Consider the following 18225-nt stretch of genomic DNA (forward strand, 5'->3'; position numbering starts at 1 on the left):
CACCTCACGATGACGCCCTTGCGCTTCGCTAATCCTTCGCCGCCATCAGGCTGGATAGAGGACTTCCACCTCCAAGCTGTCGTTCATACTCGGCACACAACAGAAAACCCCGCGGCTCACGCCGCGGGGTTTTGTCTTGTTCGTTCGCGCCGCTCAGTGCGCCAAAATCGCCAGCAGCAGCAGCGCCACGATGTTCGTGATCTTGATCATCGGATTCACCGCGGGACCTGCAGTGTCCTTGTAGGGATCGCCGACGGTGTCGCCGGTCACGGCCGCCTTGTGGGCATCACTGCCCTTGCCGCCGTAATGGCCGTCCTCGATGTACTTCTTGGCGTTGTCCCAGGCACCGCCGCCCGAGGTCATGGAGATTGCGACGAACAGGCCCGTCACAATCACGCCGAGCAGCATGGCGCCGACGGCGGAGAACGCGGCCGACTTGCCGACGGCACCGCCACCTGCGATCGCGTAGATCACGAAATAGACGAAGATCGGCGACAGCACCGGCAGCAGCGACGGAATGATCATTTCTTTGATCGCCGCCTTGGTCAGCAGGTCGACGGCCCTGCCGTAGTCCGGCTTGTCGGTGCCCTGCATGATGCCGGGCTTCTCGCGGAACTGGCGCCGCACTTCCTCGACGATCGCGCTGGCCGCACGGCCCACGGCGGTCATGCCCATCGCGCCGAACAGATACGGCAGCAGGCCGCCGAACAAGAGGCCGACGACGACGTAAGGATTGTTGAGCGAGAAGTCGGGCAGTACGCCCTGGAAGTACGGATACTTCGCGGCGTTGGCGATGAAGAATTTGAGGTCTTCATTGTAAGCCGCGAACAGCACCAACGCACCGAGACCGGCGGAGCCGATCGCATAGCCCTTGGTGACCGCCTTGGTGGTGTTGCCGACCGCGTCGAGCGCGTCGGTGGACTTGCGGACTTCCTTCGGAAGACCGGCCATTTCGGCTATGCCGCCGGCATTGTCGGTGACCGGGCCGAAGGCGTCGAGCGCCACGACCATGCCAGCCAGCGCCAGCATCGTGGCGGTCGCAATCGCAATGCCGAACAAGCCGGCAAGGCTGTAAGTGACGAGAATGCCGGCGATGATCACCAGCGCCGGACCGGCGGTGGATTCCATCGAGATCGCCAGGCCCTGGATCACGTTGGTGCCGTGACCGGTAACCGACGACGCTGCGATCGACTTGACCGGGCGATAATCAGTGCCGGTATAGTATTCGGTGATCACGATGATCAGCCCGGTAACGACGAGGCCGACGACGCCGCACTCGAACAGCGCCATGCCGGTATACTTCACGCCTTCCAGCGGGCCGAAACCGATCAGCCAGTAGATGACGCCGGCAACGCCCACGATCGACAGCACGCCGGTCGCGATCAGGCCCTTGTAGAGCGCACCCATGATCGACTGGCTGGCGCCGAGCTTGACGAAGAAGGTGCCGATGATCGAGGTGATGATGCAGACGCCGCCAATGGCGAGCGGCAGGGTCATCATGTTCACCAGCAGCGGCGAGGTCGCGAAGAAGATCGCGGCGAGCACCATGGTGGCGACCGCAGTCACCGCATAGGTCTCGAACAGGTCGGCCGCCATGCCAGCGCAGTCACCGACATTGTCACCGACGTTGTCGGCGATGGTCGCCGGGTTGCGCGGATCGTCCTCAGGAATGCCGGCCTCGACCTTGCCGACGAGGTCGCCGCCGACGTCAGCACCCTTGGTGAAGATGCCGCCGCCGAGACGGGCGAAAATCGAGATCAGCGAGGCGCCGAAGCCGAGCGCCACCAGCGCATCGACGACGACACGGTCGTTGGCCTTCAGCCCCATGCCGTGCGTGAGATAGGCGAAATAGATGGTAACGCCGAGCAGTGCGAGACCCGCGACCAGCATGCCGGTGATGGCGCCCGCCTTGAAGGCGAGCTCGAGGCCGCCGGCAAGCGATGTCGTCGCCGCCTGCGCGGTGCGCACATTCGCGCGGACCGAGACGTTCATGCCGATGAAGCCCGCTGCGCCTGACAACACCGCACCGATCAGGAAGCCGATCGCAACCAGCATGCCGAGGAAGTAGGCCAGCAGGGCGAAAATCACGACGCCGACCATGCCGATCGTCATGTACTGTCGCTTGAGATAGGCCTGCGCGCCCTCGGCCACCGCAGCCGCGATCTCCTGCATGCGCGGCGACCCCGCATCCGCACTCAAAACCGAAGATGTCGCCCAGATCGCGTAGACGACGGAAAGCACTCCGCAGAGCACAATCAACCATAATGCTGTCATGTGATTTTTTGCCTCAGATCCTTGATGAACGTACCCCCGGCGCCTTTTGTTTCCGTCGTGCGGTGCGGCGCCTTGATGTTGAACAAGGCCGCCCTTGCCCGAAGGCGCGGCCCTAGTCGGTCACAAGCTTGCCAAAATCAAATTGAGGGTGCAACGCCGGATAAGGCCGAAAAAGCCGATCTCGGCAGGTATTTAGGCTCAGTCGGAGAGACTGGACGCGGGTTTGGGGCAATTCCTAGAAGTGGCTGTAGGAGAGCCGCTTCAAGACCAGTTCCTGGCCCTGCCCGTCCAGGAAGCACGGCCGCTCATGGCCCGCCATGATCGTGCCGATGGCCGTAACGGGAAGGCCTGCCGCCCGTCCCAAGGCAATCAGCAGTTCGCCTTGCGCCGGCGGCACCGTGCACAGCACCTCGTAATCGTCACCCCCTGCCAGCAGCGTCTCAACGCAAACGACGTTGGCCGCGATCAGGCCGGCCGCAGCAGCCGAGAGCGGCACGCTCGCCACGTCGATCGTGGCCGAGACGCCTGATGCCGCACAGAGCTTTGTCAGATCTCCGGCAAGGCCGTCGGAGACATCCATCGCAGCCGTAGCATGCTCACGCACGGCCTGCGCGAGAGCATTGCGCGGCTGCGGCACGCGATAGCGCGAGATCAGCATCTCGCGCGCGTTCGGATCGGAGGTCAGCGCGACCGCCGCCTCGCCGCCCTTGAGCACGTCAAGGCCGAGCGCGGCGTCCCCAATTGTCCCCGTCACCAGGATGCGGTCACCCGGCCTTGCACCGGTGCGGCCGACCATCTGCCCCCGCGGCACGCGGCCGAAGGCGGTGATCGAGATCATCTGCGGCCCCGGCGTCGACACCGTGTCGCCGCCGAGCAGCGGGCAGGCAAATGTTTTCGCGTCCTCGCCCAGCGCATCCGCGAACGGCCTGAGCCAGGCGTCTTCCTTGCTGCGCAGCGCCAGCGTCAGCACGAAGCCGGCAGGGGTCGCGCCCTTGGCCGCGAGATCGGACAGATTCACCCGCAGCGCCTTGCGCGCGATGGTGTCGGGCGGATCGGTGGCAAGATAATGCACGCCCTCCACCACCGCATCGGTGGTGACGACGATATCCTCGCCTTGGGATTTCAGGATGGCGGCATCGTCCACGAGCCCTAGCGCGCCGGGATCGGTCGCCAGCGGCTTGAAATAGCGCGCGATGAGGGAGTCTTCGGCGGATACCGGTTCTTTGTCCTGCGTCACGGTACTAGACCCGTCATCCTGAGGTGCGAGCCCTTGCGAGCCTCGAAGGATGCGTGGCCGAGATGCACCCTCGGTGGCACGCCGCCGTCCTTCGAGGCGTCCGCTTCGCTCCGGCACCTCAGGATGACGGCTACGGCGGACGTCGTCTCAATCTACCCCCGCCCGAACTCGTCACCGCGAAACTGGCGGCCGATCTGGTCGAGCACCGCGTTGACCATGCCGGTCTCCTCGCGATCGACGAAGGCGTTGGCGACGTCGACATATTCGGAGACCACGACGCGGCCCGGAACGTCCTTGCGGTGCTCCAATTCGTAGGCCCCGGCCCGCAGCACCGCGCGCAGGATCGCCTCGATGCGCTTCAACGGCCAGCCCTTCGACAGCGCCTCGTCAATCAGGGGATCGAGCTTCTTCTGGTCGCGCACGACACCCGAGACGACGTCGCGGAAGAACGCCGCTTCCGCCGGCAGATAAGTGTCGCCCTCGACCTCATTGCCGAGCCAGTGGCTCTCGAATTCCGCAAAAATGTCGTTGATGCCGGCGCCGGCGATGTCCATCTGGTAGAGCGCCTGCACGGCGGCGAGCCGCGCCGCACCGCGCCGGTTCGCCTTCTTCTCCGCGCCAGCCGGCGGCCTTTTGCTGTTATCGGCCATGATCAAGCCCGTGCCAGCCGGCGTTTTATCCGCAGCATCGCAATCGCGGCCCGCGCCGCATCGCCGCCCTTGTTGAGCTCGCTGGCGCGCGCTCGCGCCCAGGCCTGCGCCTCGGTGTTGACTGTGAGGATGCCGTTGCCGAGCGGCAGCTTTCGCGCCACCGCTAGGTCCATCAGCGCGCGCGAGGATTCCTGCGAGACGATCTCGAAATGAATGGTGTCGCCACGGATCACGCAGCCGAGCGCGATCGCGGCGTCATAGGGCTTGCCATTGGCAGCCGCGGCATCGATGGCAATCGCCACCGCCGCCGGGATCTCCAGCGCGCCGGGAACCGTGATGACATCATGGGTCAGGCCCGCCGCCTTCAACTCGGCCACTGCGCCGTCCAGAAGCGCGTCCTGGAGATCGTCATAGAACCGCGCCTCGACAATCAGCGCGCGCGCGCCGGAAATGTCGGTCTGGTCCTTCAGGGGTGCACGCCGTGCGTCAGCCATAATCGATCCGTTTCACAGGGGTTGGCGCTATGTAGTCGCCGCCGGCGGGTAAGCCAAGTTCAAAGACGCCGTCACTTCATTTCCGTCAGCCGCGCCGCGTAGCGGGCCATCAAATCGACCTCAATATTGACCTCGGTGCTTGCCTTCCAGGTACCGATCGTCGTGACCGTCAGGGTGTGCGGGATGATCAGCACCGAAAAGATCACGTCCTTCACCGTATTAACCGTCAGCGACACGCCGTCGAGCGTGATCGAGCCCTTGGTCGCGATGAACCGCGCCAGCTCCCGCGTCGTGGAGAGCTCGAACCGAGCCATGTCGGGCAGGTCCTCGCGGCTGACGAGGGTCGCGATGCCATCGGCGTGGCCGGCGACGATATGCCCGCCAAGCTCGTCGCCGATCTTGAGCGCACGCTCGAGGTTGAGCCTCGTGCCGACCCTCCAGTGCTTTGCGGTCGTCAGCGCCAGCGTCTCGGCCGCAGCATCGACGTCGAACCAGGTGGAGCCACTTTCGACACCCGAGGCGACGACGGTCAGGCAGACGCCGTTGCAGGCGATCGAGGCGCCATCGGCAATGGTGGTCTGATCGTAGCGGCAGGTGATGCGCAGCCGGTGCAACTGGCCCTGCGCCGTCGGCGCGACGCCGACGATCTCGCCGATATCGGTGACAATGCCGGTGAACATGTTATGCGCGCTCGTAGACGGTGAGAGTATCGTGCTCGAATGTCTCGCTAGCATGAACCTTGTAGGCCTGCGACTGCGTGATTTTCGACAGGGGCAATGCATCGAGCGCATCCACCCCGTCGGCGCCCACCGCTTCCGCGCCGTGGAACAGCCAGATCTCGTCGGCGAGGCCGGCCGTGACGAAGGACGCCGAAACACGGCTGCCGCCCTCGACCATCAACCGCGTGATGCCCTTGTCGGCCAGCGCCTGCAGCACGGCCGCAAGATCGAGCCCGGATGCGTTGCCCGGCGATATGCGGATCACCTGCGCACCGGCGGCGCCAAGCCGCGTGGCGGCCGCAGCTTCCGCGAGCTCAGAACCCACCACCCACAGCGGTGTCTCGCGCGCAGAGCCGACGAGCTTGCTCGCGCCGGAAATGCGCAGGCTCCGATCGAGCACCACGCGCACCGGCGAGCGCGCCGCCATGCCCGGCAGGCGGCAGTTGAGCTCCGGATCGTCCGCCAGCACCGTGCCGATGCCGATGAGGATGGCGTCGCTCTGCGCGCGCAAGAGATGCACGCGGTTGCGCGCCGCCTCGCCGGTGATCGCAACCGGCTTGCCCCCGGCCGCGCCGATCTTGCCGTCGGGCGAGACCGCGAGCTTCAGGATCACATGTGGGCGGCGATCCCGGATACGGCGAAAATGCCCGGCGTGGTCGAAGGCGGCCTCCGCCGCACAAGGACCCACATCCACCGTGATGCCGGCAGCACGCAGGCGGGCGTGGCCTTGGCCGGCGACTTCCGGATTGGGATCCTCGATCGCGGACACCACCCGCTTGATGCCGGCGGCGATCACCGCGTCAGCGCAGGGCGGCGACTTGCCGAAATGCGAGCACGGCTCCAGCGTGACGTAGAGCGTGGCGCCGCGCGCGGCCTCACCCGCACGCTGCAGCGCTTCAGGCTCGCCATGCGGCCGTCCGCCAGGCTGGGTCCAGCCGCGGCCGACGATGACGCCGTCCTTGACAATGACGGCGCCGACGGCCGGATTGGGCCAGGTACGCCCCTGCCCGCGCCGGCCGAGCGCCAGGGCCAGCGCCATGAAGCGCCGATCGGTATCCCTGGACTCGCGGGCCTTCTGCGCGAATTGATCCTCCAGGATGCGGAAGATCATTTGCGGATCGCGGCGAGCCGCGCTTGCTCCTCACCGGAGAGCTCGCCGAGCACGTCGGCGAAATCCTTGGCCTCGCGGAAATTGCGGTAGACCGAGGCGAAGCGCACATAGGCGACGTCGTCGAGCGTGCGCAGATGCTCCATCACGGTCTCGCCGATTACCTCGGAGGAGATTTCGGCCTCGCCCCCGGTCTCGAGCTCGCGCACGATGGTGGAGACCATCTTCTCGACCCGCTCCGGCTCGACCTGCCGCTTGCGCAAGGAGATCGACACCGATCGCATCAGCTTGTCGCGGTCGAACGGCACGCGGCGTCCGTTGCGCTTGATCACCGTGAGTTCGCGCAGCTGCACGCGCTCGAAAGTGGTGAAGCGGAAATTGCAGGCGACGCAAACGCGCCGCCTGCGGATCACGGACGAGTCCTCGGTCGGACGCGAGTCCTTTACCTGCGTATCGAGACTGTTGCAGTTCGGGCAGCGCATCCGTTTAACCCAACCTTACTGGTAGATCGGAAACCGGTCGGTGAGCGCCTTGACCCGTTCCTTGATCGCGGCTTCCACCAGCGGCGCCTTGCCGTCGTCGGACTGCGCGATCGCGTTCAGGACTTCGACGATCATGCTGCCGACCTGCTGGAATTCAGCGACGCCGAAGCCGCGCGTGGTTGCCGCCGGCGTGCCCAGCCGAATACCGGAGGTGACAAACGGCGACGCGGGGTCGAAGGGAATGCCGTTCTTGTTGCAAGTGATGGCGGCGCGGACCAGCGCCTTCTCCGAGACGTTGCCCTTCAGGCCCTTCGGCCGGAGGTCAACGAGCATCAGATGGTTATCGGTGCCGCCGGAGACAATGTCGAACCCGTGGCCCTTGAGCGTTTCGGCCAGCGCCTTGGCGTTCTCGACGACGTTCTTCGCATAGACCTTGAAGTCCGGACGCAGCGCCTCGCCAAAAGCCACCGCCTTCGCCGCGATCACGTGCATCAGCGGTCCGCCCTGAAGACCCGGGAAGATCGCCGAATTGAGCTTCTTGGTCAGCGCCTCGTCATTCCACAGCATCAGCCCGCCGCGCGGACCGCGCAGCGACTTGTGCGTCGTGGTGGTGGTGATGTGGGCATGCGGCACGGGTGAGGCATGCACGCCGCCGGCCACGAGGCCCGCGAAGTGCGCCATGTCGACCAACAGGTACGCGCCGACGCTGTCCGCGATCTCGCGGAAACGCTTGAAGTCCCAGGCGCGCGAATAGGCCGAGCCGCCAGCGACGATCAGCTTCGGCTTGACCTCTTCGGCCTGCTTGGCGACCGCGTCCATGTCGATGATCTGGTCCTCACGGCGCACGGTGTAGTGCGCCGCCTTGAACCACTTGCCGCTCATGTTGACGGGCGAGCCGTGGGTGAGATGGCCACCGGCCGCAAGATCGAGGCCCATGAAGGTGTCGCCGGGCTGGAGCAGCGCCAAAAACACCGCCTGGTTCATCTGGCTGCCGGAATTGGGTTGCACGTTGGCAAAGCCGGCGCCGAACAGCTTCTTGGCGCGATCAATCGCGAGATTCTCGGCGACGTCGACCCACTCACAACCGCCGTAATAGCGCGCGCCGGGATAGCCTTCCGCGTATTTGTTGGTCATCACCGAACCCTGCGCTTCCAGCACGGCACGGCTGACGATGTTCTCGGAGGCGATCAGCTCGACCTCATGGCGCTGCCGGCCGAGCTCGCCCTTGATGGCGGCTGCGATTTCCGGGTCGGCCTGATCGAGCGAGGCGGTGAAAAACGAATCTGGGGCGGAGGCGGTTTTGGCGAAGGTCATCTTGCGAATATCTCCACCGCCGCAGCCTTTTGGCGGGCTACGGGCGGGTCTGGTGTGGCGATCGGAAGCGGCGAGCGCGATCTACCACATCGCCCGCCCCCGGCCAAGGGTTTGCGGGTCGGGCGTGAGATTTGTGCAAGATATGGTGGGAGTGAAGGTTTTCGGCGCTGGGGCGGTTCTATGGAATCACCCCATCTGCGACCCTCCGAAATGGGGCCGCTTTGAGCCTCAAACGCCGCGCCGGACCCGCCAGGCGAGGTCAGCGTCCCGTCACAGCCCGGTATACCCCGCCTTCACCGGGTCCACACTGCCGTCGAGCTGGCGCAGGTAGGTCAGGCCGCACACCGTCAACCTGTGGGTGTCCTTCTCGCCGGCTTCCATCAACGTATTGAGATAGTTAGTGACCTTGGCCCTCGCCTCCGCGCTCGCCGCAGAGCTGCGGTTGGCGAGCAGGTCATAGGTCTGCATGATGCGGTCGATGGCAGCTTCCATGGCATCCTCTGGTTCTTCGACATGTTGGGAGTCGTGATCAGGCAACCGCTTTGGCCTCGGACTGCGCTTCGAACCTGGCGATGGCCTTGTTGGCCAGCCTGATCTTGTTGAATTCGCCGTGCTGGAGCAGTTTGATGACGATCTCGAGCAGGCGTTCGTCGGTGACGAGGGTGTCGCGGATCGCGCCGGAGCGGCGAAGATAGTTCGCGGCGATGGCATAGGCCTCGCTCACGACTTCCACGTTCGCCCCCACGCCACGCTCGACCAGCATCATCAGCCTCCGATCCGAAGAGGATAAGCGCGGAACCGGGAACTCGTTCCCACCGGTTAGCGATTTTTTTCGCAACCGCGAAATGACAAAACGCACCGGTCCGGGCAGAGAGCCGGGCCGATGCGCTTGGGGAAGTTCAGGCACGTTCGGGAGGCCTGCCGGTCTTATTGTGGGCCGGCTTGGCCAAGTCTCGTCGAACGAACTCAGAGGCGATACAGGATCTGGTCGGTCCAGAACCGCTCGAGGCGGTGCAGCGACTTGTTGAGGGTCGAGAACTCCTCACCGGAGATGCCACCGACCTGCTCCACCGTCTTGACGTGCTTCTGGTAGAGAGAGTCGACGATGCGGCGAACTTCCTGGCCCTGCGGCGTCAGGCGGATGCGCACCGAGCGGCGATCGACGCGCGAGCGCTGGTGATCGAGGAAGCCGAGCTCGACGAGCTTCTTCAGATTGTAGGAGACGTTGGAGCCGAGGTAATAACCGCGCGTGCGCAGTTCGCCCGCGGTCAGCTCCTTGTCGCCGATGTTGTAGAGCAGGAGCGCCTGCACCGAATTGATGTCCGCACGGCCGCGGCGATCGAACTCGTCCTTGATGACGTCGAGCAGCCGGCGATGCAGCCGCTCCACCAGAGTCAAAGCTTCCAGATAGAGCGTCTGCACCGAACCCTGCTGGCCGGAGACGCGCTCTGCGGTATCTGCCGCAGTTGCGACGGCTTTCATCATGACACTTCCCCTGTTGTCGTTTTTATCGACACTCATTCGACGAAACTTGTGCTCCGTCTGATAGGTGCAACTTAAGGGGCTCGTTTGAAGATCGGCTTAAATAAGAGAATAAAGAGATCATGAATTTAAGACAGTGAATTGCGGATTAAGCCTGTGCCACAAGCACTTTCCGCAACCGTCTGTTGACTCTCGCAAGGCCCTGTTCACCCTCCGTCCGCCCCGATTGTCGCATTCCAGAACAGCCTCGCCCCGTTTCGAAACGGGCGCGTAAGAGCTGTGGCGAAATGCACGGAGTCAACGAAAAGTTACCTCGAATTTTAGGCAACCAACGGTCAACCAAGCGCGACACTCTCGTGTCCCGGACAAGCGAAGCGCAGATCCGGGACCCAGATAGCCAAGGCATGGATCGTGGAGAGATGGGCCCCGGCTCAGCAGCGCACCACCCGCAAGTGCGGCGCGCTGCGCTGCGTCCAGGGCACGAGAATATTGGTGTGTCGAAAGCTTCGCCTATGGCGGCCGCTCGCGCGCGGCCATCCAGGCGAGCGCGAGATAGGCGGCCAGCATGAAGGCTTCGACCCCGACCACGACCAGGCTGCCGCCGTAGATGCCGGGGAACATCAGCTCGATCACCGCCATCGACACCACGGTCGTCAGCCACACCACCGCGCCCCAGGGTGTGGCGAGCCAGAGGCCAACCGCGGCAACGAGCTCGATCACCGCGAAGTAGACGGTGGCGGCCTGCCAGGCCATCGACTGGTTCTCGAACGCCTCGTCCTCGCCGCCGACGAAGCCGGTGACCTGGGCCCAGTGATAGAGACCTTTCAGGATCGAGAGCAGCGCCATCACCCGCAGGAACAGCACGAGCCGGCGCGTCCAGACATTGTCGTCGGATTCGGCACGCTCCGACGAGATCGCCGCCACCGACATTGCGTTGTCTCTGGCGTTGTCTCGGAGGGCGTCCCTGGCGCTGTCGCGGGCCGCATCGCGGGTGGAGATCTCGGACATGGCCCCTTCTGGCTGCTTTGCCCCGCAAAATCAACCGGCTGCCCAAGTCTTCAATTCTGCCTTGCGGCAGGTCAAGCCGCGGTGACGGGAACCATGCGAACTGGTATAAGAATAATTCCAGCCGGAGGAAGAATGATGGCGATCAAATACGGACGTCCGATCGAATTGCGCGAGGTTTCGCGCCGGGATGGCGCTGGCGCCTCCCCTGCCCTCGATCTGACCGTCCGGCCGCGCCGCAACCGCAAGGCCGAATGGGCCCGGCGCATGGTGCGCGAGAACGTCCTCACCACCGACGATTTGATCTGGCCGCTGTTTTTGATCGACGGCAACAACAAGCGCGAGCAGATCGCCTCGATGCCGGGTGTCGAGCGTCTAAGCGTCGATCAGGCCGTGCGCGAGGCCGAGCGCGCGATGAAGCTCACCATCCCCTGCCTCGCGCTGTTTCCCTACACCGACCCTGCCTTGCGCGACGAGGAAGGCTCGGAGGCCACCAACCCGAACAATCTGGTCTGCCAGGCGGTGCGCGCGATCAAGAAGGAGTTTCCGGAGATCGGCATTCTCTGCGACGTTGCGCTCGATCCCTTCACCAGCCACGGCCATGACGGCCTGATCTCCGACGGCAAGATTTTGAACGACGAGACGGTCGCCGTGCTGGTGCGCCAGGCCCTGGTGCAGGCCGAAGCCGGCTGCGACATCATTGCGCCCTCCGACATGATGGACGGCCGCGTCGCCGCGATCCGCGAGGGCCTGGATCGCACCGGCCTGCTCGACGTGCAGATCATGGCCTATGCCGCAAAATACGCCTCCGCCTTCTACGGCCCGTTCCGCGACGCCATCGGTTCGGCCAAGACGCTCACCGGCGACAAGCGCACCTATCAGATGGACAGCGCCAACACGGATGAAGCGCTACGCGAGGTCGAGCTCGACATCGCCGAGGGCGCCGACATGGTGATGGTGAAGCCCGGCATGCCCTATCTCGACGTGGTCCGCCGCGTGAAGGACACGTTCGCAATGCCGACCTTCGCCTACCAGGTCTCCGGCGAATACGCGATGATCGCGGCCGCCGCGAACAACGGTTGGCTCGACGGCGACCGCGCCATGATGGAGAGCTTGTTGGCGTTCAAGCGCGCCGGCGCCGATGGCGTGCTGAGCTACTTTGCACCGAAGGTGGCGGAGAAGCTGCGGGCGCAGGGGTAAGGCACGCCGGTCCCGGGTTTGTAGCGGTCGCAACTCGCCCCACCGCCCCCGAATCGCCGGAATATTTCGGCTTGTTAACGCCAGCGCGCCCTTGGCACACGGACGGCCTGTTCCCATCTCCTGCCACGGGAGTTTTCCCTTGGGAGGACGGACATGTCTTATTCGGATTCGGGCAACGCCTGGCGCAATGACGGCGGAGCGCAGCCGCACGCCTACGATCCCTATCTGCACCCGGAACTGTTCCGCGGCGTTGCGACGCGGCGGGTGTTCGCCTTCCTGATCGACATGGTCGTGATCTCGGTGCCGGTGATCCTCGGCTACCTCTTCATCGCGGTATTCGGCGTGGTCACGCTCGGCATCGGCTGGGCGCTGTTCTGGCTGGCCTGGCCGGCTTCCGTGATCTGGGCCATCGTCTATTACGGCGCCTGTATCGGCGGTCCGTCGTCCGCGACGATCGGCATGCGCCTGATGGATCTGGAGCTGCGCACCTGGTACGGCGCGCCGGGCTATTTCGTGCTCGGCGCCACCCACGCCGTGCTGTTCTGGGTGACGGTCTCGTTCCTGTCGCCCTTCGTGGTGCTGGTTGGGCTGTTCAACGGCCGCAGGCGCTTGCTGCAGGATTTCGTGCTGGGAACGGTCGTGATCAACAATTCCGTTCGCGCGCCGGTGCCGCAGGGCGCGCGGACCTACTGAACAACGACCTTTTGATCAAGGACCTACTGATCAAGAACCTATCAACCTGGACCCGCTATGCTGACCCATCTGACCTGCCGAGTTGACCGATTGACCAGGGGCTTTGGTAGCGCGATGCTGATACGTATTTTGGAGGCCCACGACGTCCCTTGACCCAGCACTCGCGCGACACCCCCCAATTTTACCTCACGGCGCCCTCCCCCTGCCCCTATCTGCCGGGCCGGCACGAGCGCAAGGTGTTTACGCACCTCGTGGGTGAGCGCGCCGGCGACCTCAACGACCTCCTGACCCATGGCGGTTTCCGTCGCAGCCAGTCGATCGCCTACCGGCCGGCCTGCGACCAGTGCCGCGCCTGCGTCTCGGTCCGGGTGATCGCCAACGAGTTCCGCCCCTCCCGCAATTTCCGCAAGGTGATCGCGCGTAACGCCGACATCATCGGCGAGCAGCGCAGCGCGGTGCCGACCTCCGAGCAATATTCGGTGTTCCGCGCCTATCTCGATTCCCGTCACCGCCATGGCGGCATGGCCGACATGACCGTGCTCGACTACGCCATGATGGTCGAGGACAGCCACGTCGAAACCCGCATCATCGAGTACCGCAGGCGCGGTCCCGACAGCGGCATCACCGGCCGCGGCGAGGAGCTGATCGCGGTCGCGCTGACCGACGTGCTCAGCGACGGCCTGTCGATGGTTTATTCGTTCTTCGAGCCCGGCGAAGTCAGCCGCTCGATGGGCACATTCATGATCCTCGACCACATCGCCCGTGCCCGACGTCAGGGCCTTCCTTACGTCTATCTCGGCTACTGGATCGAAGGCTCGAAGAAGATGGACTACAAGGCCCGCTTCCTGCCGCAGCAGCGCCTCGCGCCGTCAGGCTGGCTGCGCATCGACGCGCAGGACGATGCGGCGTCCGAGCCGCAGGATTGATTGGCGCGCCGATCTCATAAGCCGGGCAGCTTGTAACTTGCGAGAATGGGACCAGCTCCGGAGGTTTCCTTGTCAAGCACCTATGATCTGATCGCGCGGGGCATGGTCGAGCGCCAACAGGTGCTCTGTTTCTATCAAGGCCACCCGCGCGCAATTTGCCCCGCAATATTGGGCCATACCGATGGCCAGGAACGCACGCTCGCCTTTCAGTTTGCCGGCAGTTCCAGCAAAGGCTTGCCGCCCGGAGGGGAATGGAAGTGCTTTAGGCTGGCGGAGATGACGGGGGTCGAGCTTCAAAGCGGGGAATGGCACGCGGGCTCAAGCCATCGCGAGCGCCAACAATGTGTGAAGGTTGTAGATCTCGACGTAAATCCCCTCAGTCCTTATCAGCCGCGACGCCGGGTCTAGTCTGCGCACGGTCGGTTTGCCGAAAGACAAATGCGTGATTGCAGCTTCGGCATTTGATGCGCAGTGGCGCGCAACAGTCACGATCCGAACAGCGAATCCACGAGCAGCTTCAAGTTCAAAACCACGATGATGCCCGCGACGATCCACGCGATCGCCGCCACCCACACCGGTATGGCGAACTTGCCCATCTTGCGGCGGTCGGAGACGAAGCGGACCAGCGGGATGACGGCGAAGGGCAATTGCATCGACAGCACGACCTGGCTGAAGACCAGCAGATCAGCCGTGCCGCGCTCGCCATAGATCGCGGTGACCACGATCACCGGAATGATGGCGATGCCGCGCGTCAGCAGGCGCCGCGCCCAGCTTGGCAGGCGCAAATCGAGAAAGCCTTCCATCACGATCTGGCCGGCGAGCGTCGCTGTGACCGTTGAATTCAGGCCCGAGGCGAGCAGCGCCACCGCGAACAGCGTCGAGGCGATGCCGAGACCGAGCAGCGGCGACAGCAGCTCGAAGGCCTGGCCGATCTCGGCGACGTCAGAGTGGCCGCTCTTGTGGAAGGTTGCGGCAGCCACGACGAGGATCGCAGCATTGATGAACAGCGCCAGCATCAGGGCGATGGTCGAATCTGTCGTCGCCCATTTGATCGCCTCGCGCCGGCCCGTGTCGTTGCGCTCATAGGCGCGCGTCTGCACGATCGACGAGTGCAGATAGAGATTATGCGGCATCACCGTCGCGCCGATGATGCCGATCGCGATGTAGAGCATTTCAGGGTTGGTGAAGATCTCGGTCTTCGGCACAAATCCCCTCAGCATCTCGGCAACCGGCGGTGCTGCCGCGGCAAGCTGGACCGTGAAGCAGACTGCGATCACAACAAGCATTGCGATGACGAAGGCCTCCAGGAAGCGGAAGCCGCGATTCATCAAGACCAGAAGCAGGAAGGCATCCAGCGCGGCAATCAGCGCGCCGCCGATCAGGGGAATGCCGAACAGGAGTTTGAGGGCGATCGCCGTGCCGATGACCTCGGCGAGATCGCAGGCAATGATCGCCGCCTCGCAGGCGAGCCACAGCATGAAATTCACCGCCGGCGAATAGGTCGCGCGGCAGGCCTGCGCGAGGTCGCGGTCGGTGACGATGCCGAGCCGTGCCGCCAGCGCCTGGAGCAGGATCGCCATCAAATTCGAGAGCAGGATGACGGAGAGCAGCGTGTAGCCGAACTTGGACCCGCCGGCGAGGTCGGTCGCCCAATTGCCGGGGTCCATGTAGCCCACCGAGACCAGATAGCCTGGGCCGACGAAGGCGAGCAGGCGCCGCCACCACGCACCCGCGATGGGGATTGCGACCGTGGCATTCACCTCGGCCAGGCTCTTGGTAACAGGCGCGTCGGAGCGCCAGCCGGCGGCGTCTCGGGTCAGATCGGGAGAGCGAGCATCCATGGGTAGAGAATACCGAAGCCGAGCCTTATTGCAACTAATTTGCAACTGCATCTAGCCGCATGGGTTCCCGCGGCAGCCGCTCCTTGTCGCCCATGTCGGGAAGCGGGTGGGTTTGGCCGTCCTCGGACACCAATACTGGCGCCAACTCGACTTTGCAGGAAATGAGCCATGTCAAATCCCCCGCGCCTCCCCGAGACATTCAACCGCCTCGCCTGGTCCAACCTGGCGGCACAGTCGGCCGAACAGATCGCGCTGGCCGCGGCTCCTATCGTCGCGGTGCTGACGCTCGGCGTGGCCGAGGGCCAGACCGGCCTGTTGCAGACCGCACTGACCCTGCCTTTCGTCCTCTTCGCCATTCCAGCCGGCCTGCTCGCTGACCGCATCTCCCGCCGTTCGCTGATGGCTGGGGCCGAGGCGCTGCGGGCTGCTGCCCTTGCGACGATCGTGCTCCTGCTCGCGCTCGGCGCCCTCAATCTGTCGCTGCTGGCGCTGCTCGGCTTTGCCGCCGTGTGCGGCACCGTCGTTTACAGCGTCGCCGCGCCGGCGTTGGTGCCCTCGCTGGTGAGTTCTGACCTCTTGCCGGCCGCCAATGCCCGCATCGAGCTCGCACGCACCATCGCCTTCGCCTGCGGCCCTGCGCTCGGTGGCGTACTGGTGGGATGGTGGGGCGCTAGTCCGGCCTTCGGCTTCGCCGCGGCTCTCTCGGTCATCGCCGTCGTGCTGCTCTCCGGCATCTACGAGCCCGCACGAACGCCGGCTCCACGGCGGCATCCGCTCCAGGACATCCGCGAAGGCGCGGCCTTCGTGTTTCACCATCCGCTGCTGCGGCCGGTCTTCATCACCCAGTTCATCTTCAACACCGGATGGTTCCTGCAGATCGCGGTGTTCGTGCCCTACGCCGTGCGCCACCTCGGCCTGACGGCGGCCGGGGTCGGCGCCGTGCTGACGATGTACGGTGTCGGCATGGTGATCGGCGCGCTGTTCGCCACGCGTGTGATGAAGCGCATCGCGTTCGGCACGGTCGTCGGCCTCGGCCCCGTTACCGGCTTCGTCGCCGCGGTGGTGATGGCGCAGACGGTGCTGGTCCCCTCGCCCTGGCTCGCGGGTTTGAGCTTCTTCCTGCTCGGCGTCGGGCCGATCCTGTGGGTGATCTCGACCACGACGCTGCGGCAGTCCGTGACCCCGCCACGCCTCTTGGGCCGCGTCTCCGCCATCAACATCATGAGCTACGGCGCCCGCCCGGTCGGCTCGGCGCTGGGTGCGATCGTCGGCGGCCTCTGGAGCGCGGAAGCGTGCCTCTATCTCGCGGCGGCCGTGTTCGGCGTGCAGGCGCTGGTCATTTGGCTCTCGCCCGCGGTGACGCTGGATAGGCAGCCGGAAATGGTGGGCGATGAGGCGGCGGCGCGGTGTTAGCGCCGCCGCGTGTGCTGGAGCAGCCAGCCTAGTTCGTCAGATACCGCTCGTAGCTCCCCGTCACCGGCTCGCTCGCGTCCACCTCCGGATCGAGCGTGTAGAGATCCTGCGCGCGGCCGATGCCACGTAGCGCGTAACGCCCGGTGGAGACGAGGTAGCGGCGGCCGGCGGCGTCGAGGCCCTTGTAGAATTCCGCCGACGCCAGCAGCTCGCGATCGACCGAACGGCTCATCGAGGCGATGCGACTGACCTCGTTGACGGTCGGACCGACCACGGTGAAATCAAGCCGGTCCTCGCTGCCGATATTGCCGTAAAAGACCTCGCCGACATGCAGCCCGATATAGGCCGACGTGGTGGGACGGCCATCGGCCTCCCGCCGCACGTTCAACGCGGCGACGTTCTTGCGGAACAAATGCTCGGCGCGTAGCGCGGCGCGGCGGGCATCCGCCATGTCCTCGCCGGTGAACATCGCGAGCACGCCGTCGCCGATCAGCTTGAGCACATCGCCGCCGGCGTCGTGGATTGCATCGATCACGGCCTGCGCATAGTCGTTGAGGAACGGGATGATCTCGTCCGGGCCGATGCTCTCGCTGATCCCGGTCGAGCCGCGCAGATCCGAATACCAGAGCACGGCGTTGATGCGCTCGGTGACGCCGCGCGAGATCCGCCCGCGCAGCACCTGCTCGGAGGCATCGCGGCCGAGATAGACGCGGCCGAGCGTGCGCGCGATGTCGACCTGCTGCGCCGACTTGATCGCGAGCCCCAGCACCGGCACGAGATCGCGCAGAGCCTCGAGCTCGCCTTCGGCGAAGCCGCTGTCGCGGCGCGTGGTCCAGCAGGAATAGAGGCAGTCCATCAGGCCAAGCGCGCCATTCTCGCCGAAGCGATGCACGAAAGCCAGGTAGTGCCGGTGGCCGTCCTCGGCGAGCTCGCCGATCTGGGAAAAATCCATCGCCGGCGCGTCGGCGAGGTCGATCACCCTCTCGTCGTCGCCATGCTCGAGCATGTGGAAGAACACCGAGCGGCGCCAGCTCTTGGCCGCGTCGCCTTCGGCGGTCGATCCGTATTCGAACGCATCGCTCTCGTTGCTCGGACGGTCGCTCCAGCGGAAGCCGCGCCCCTCGTAGATCGGATGCAGCGTGTCGATCACGACGAGCCCGCGCGAAAGTTCCAGCCCTTCGGCGCGGCAGCGCTCGCAGAAGCCGCGCAACAGATCGGTTTCGGGCAGGCCGGTAAGTCCCTGGCCGGCCAGCCAGTTCATCAGGTCGAGGCGCGAGGTCAATTGCATACGCCATTATGGCGTGCATTCGTGACGAGCGAAAGGCCGCGCGAACGCGTGCAATGAAGGCTCCCGTCCACAGCAGATCGAATATGTCACGGACGCTGT

Annotated in this window: 19 protein-coding genes; 5 read left to right on the forward strand and 14 right to left on the reverse strand. The window is 64.9% G+C overall.

Annotated elements, in window-relative coordinates; all coding sequences use genetic code 11:
* Positions 1–153: 153 nt before the first annotated feature.
* From IVB27_RS14770 to IVB27_RS14825, 12 genes are all read right to left on the reverse strand, one after another.
* Positions 154–2274 (reverse strand): sodium-translocating pyrophosphatase, encoded by a 2121-nt coding sequence (locus tag IVB27_RS14770; RefSeq protein WP_027567258.1) that lies wholly within the window; start codon positions 2272–2274, stop codon positions 154–156.
* A gap of 235 nt (positions 2275–2509) precedes the next feature.
* Positions 2510–3511, reverse strand: a complete 1002-nt coding sequence (gene thiL, locus IVB27_RS14775; RefSeq protein WP_247444264.1) for a thiamine-phosphate kinase — start codon at positions 3509–3511, stop codon at positions 2510–2512.
* Positions 3512–3663: 152 nt separating this feature from the next.
* On the reverse strand, positions 3664–4161 hold the full coding sequence (nusB, locus tag IVB27_RS14780) for a transcription antitermination factor NusB (RefSeq protein ID WP_247444265.1): 498 nt from the start codon (positions 4159–4161) through the stop codon (positions 3664–3666).
* Positions 4162–4163: 2 nt separating this feature from the next.
* The gene (gene ribH, locus IVB27_RS14785; RefSeq protein ID WP_247444266.1) at positions 4164–4655 is read right to left on the reverse strand and encodes a 6,7-dimethyl-8-ribityllumazine synthase; all 492 of its coding nucleotides are present in this window, start codon (positions 4653–4655) and stop codon (positions 4164–4166) included.
* A 71-nt stretch (positions 4656–4726) separates the two neighbouring features.
* Entirely contained in the window at positions 4727–5335 is a 609-nt protein-coding gene (locus IVB27_RS14790) for a riboflavin synthase (RefSeq protein WP_247444267.1), read from the reverse strand.
* 1 nt (position 5336) lies between these two features.
* Positions 5337–6485, reverse strand: coding sequence for a bifunctional diaminohydroxyphosphoribosylaminopyrimidine deaminase/5-amino-6-(5-phosphoribosylamino)uracil reductase RibD (gene ribD, locus IVB27_RS14795; RefSeq protein ID WP_247444268.1), 1149 nt, complete (start codon positions 6483–6485; stop codon positions 5337–5339).
* A complete protein-coding gene (gene nrdR / locus IVB27_RS14800; RefSeq protein WP_247349424.1) occupies positions 6482–6964 on the reverse strand; it encodes a transcriptional regulator NrdR in 483 nt (160 codons plus the stop codon). Before nrdR ends, ribD begins: the two co-directional genes overlap by 4 nt.
* A gap of 15 nt (positions 6965–6979) precedes the next feature.
* Positions 6980–8278: a serine hydroxymethyltransferase gene (gene glyA / locus IVB27_RS14805; RefSeq protein WP_247349425.1), complete on the reverse strand. Its 1299-nt coding sequence runs from the start codon at positions 8276–8278 to the stop codon at positions 6980–6982.
* A gap of 270 nt (positions 8279–8548) precedes the next feature.
* Positions 8549–8770, reverse strand: a complete 222-nt coding sequence (locus IVB27_RS14810) for a hypothetical protein (RefSeq protein ID WP_247349426.1) — start codon at positions 8768–8770, stop codon at positions 8549–8551.
* A 37-nt stretch (positions 8771–8807) separates the two neighbouring features.
* Positions 8808–9041 (reverse strand): hypothetical protein, encoded by a 234-nt coding sequence (locus tag IVB27_RS14815; protein WP_247444351.1) that lies wholly within the window; start codon positions 9039–9041, stop codon positions 8808–8810.
* Positions 9042–9244: 203 nt separating this feature from the next.
* Positions 9245–9763: a transcriptional regulator LdtR gene (gene ldtR / locus IVB27_RS14820; RefSeq protein WP_007603420.1), complete on the reverse strand. Its 519-nt coding sequence runs from the start codon at positions 9761–9763 to the stop codon at positions 9245–9247.
* A gap of 507 nt (positions 9764–10270) precedes the next feature.
* Entirely contained in the window at positions 10271–10768 is a 498-nt protein-coding gene (locus tag IVB27_RS14825; protein ID WP_247349428.1) for a DUF6163 family protein, read from the reverse strand.
* Positions 10769–10903: 135 nt separating this feature from the next.
* Here IVB27_RS14825 and hemB point away from each other — a divergent pair, with 135 nt between their 5' ends.
* The 4 genes from hemB to IVB27_RS14845 all read left to right on the forward strand — a co-directional run bounded on the left by hemB (position 10904) and on the right by IVB27_RS14845 (position 13992).
* Positions 10904–11965: a porphobilinogen synthase gene (gene hemB / locus IVB27_RS14830; RefSeq protein ID WP_247444352.1), complete on the forward strand. Its 1062-nt coding sequence runs from the start codon at positions 10904–10906 to the stop codon at positions 11963–11965.
* Between the two features lie 153 nt (positions 11966–12118).
* Positions 12119–12658, forward strand: a complete 540-nt coding sequence (locus IVB27_RS14835; RefSeq protein ID WP_247349429.1) for an RDD family protein — start codon at positions 12119–12121, stop codon at positions 12656–12658.
* A gap of 149 nt (positions 12659–12807) precedes the next feature.
* Positions 12808–13584: an arginyltransferase gene (locus tag IVB27_RS14840; protein ID WP_247444269.1), complete on the forward strand. Its 777-nt coding sequence runs from the start codon at positions 12808–12810 to the stop codon at positions 13582–13584.
* 69 nt (positions 13585–13653) lie between these two features.
* The gene (locus IVB27_RS14845; RefSeq protein WP_247444270.1) at positions 13654–13992 is read left to right on the forward strand and encodes a hypothetical protein; all 339 of its coding nucleotides are present in this window, start codon (positions 13654–13656) and stop codon (positions 13990–13992) included.
* Between the two features lie 77 nt (positions 13993–14069).
* Here the strand turns inward: IVB27_RS14845 and IVB27_RS14850 are convergent, their stop codons facing one another.
* Positions 14070–15425 carry an Nramp family divalent metal transporter gene (locus tag IVB27_RS14850; RefSeq protein WP_247349433.1) on the reverse strand — a complete coding sequence of 452 codons (1356 nt, stop codon included), beginning with the start codon at positions 15423–15425 and terminating at the stop codon, positions 14070–14072.
* Positions 15426–15593: 168 nt separating this feature from the next.
* On the opposite strand from IVB27_RS14850, the gene IVB27_RS14855 reads away from it, so the two are divergent.
* On the forward strand, positions 15594–16838 hold the full coding sequence (locus tag IVB27_RS14855; protein ID WP_247444271.1) for an MFS transporter: 1245 nt from the start codon (positions 15594–15596) through the stop codon (positions 16836–16838).
* A 28-nt stretch (positions 16839–16866) separates the two neighbouring features.
* Here the strand turns inward: IVB27_RS14855 and IVB27_RS14860 are convergent, their stop codons facing one another.
* Positions 16867–18126 (reverse strand): adenylate/guanylate cyclase domain-containing protein, encoded by a 1260-nt coding sequence (locus IVB27_RS14860; protein WP_247444272.1) that lies wholly within the window; start codon positions 18124–18126, stop codon positions 16867–16869.
* Between the last annotated feature and the right edge of the window lie 99 nt (positions 18127–18225).

Source organism: Bradyrhizobium sp. 197 (assembly GCF_023073375.1).
Classification (GTDB): Bacteria; Pseudomonadota; Alphaproteobacteria; order Rhizobiales; family Xanthobacteraceae; genus Bradyrhizobium.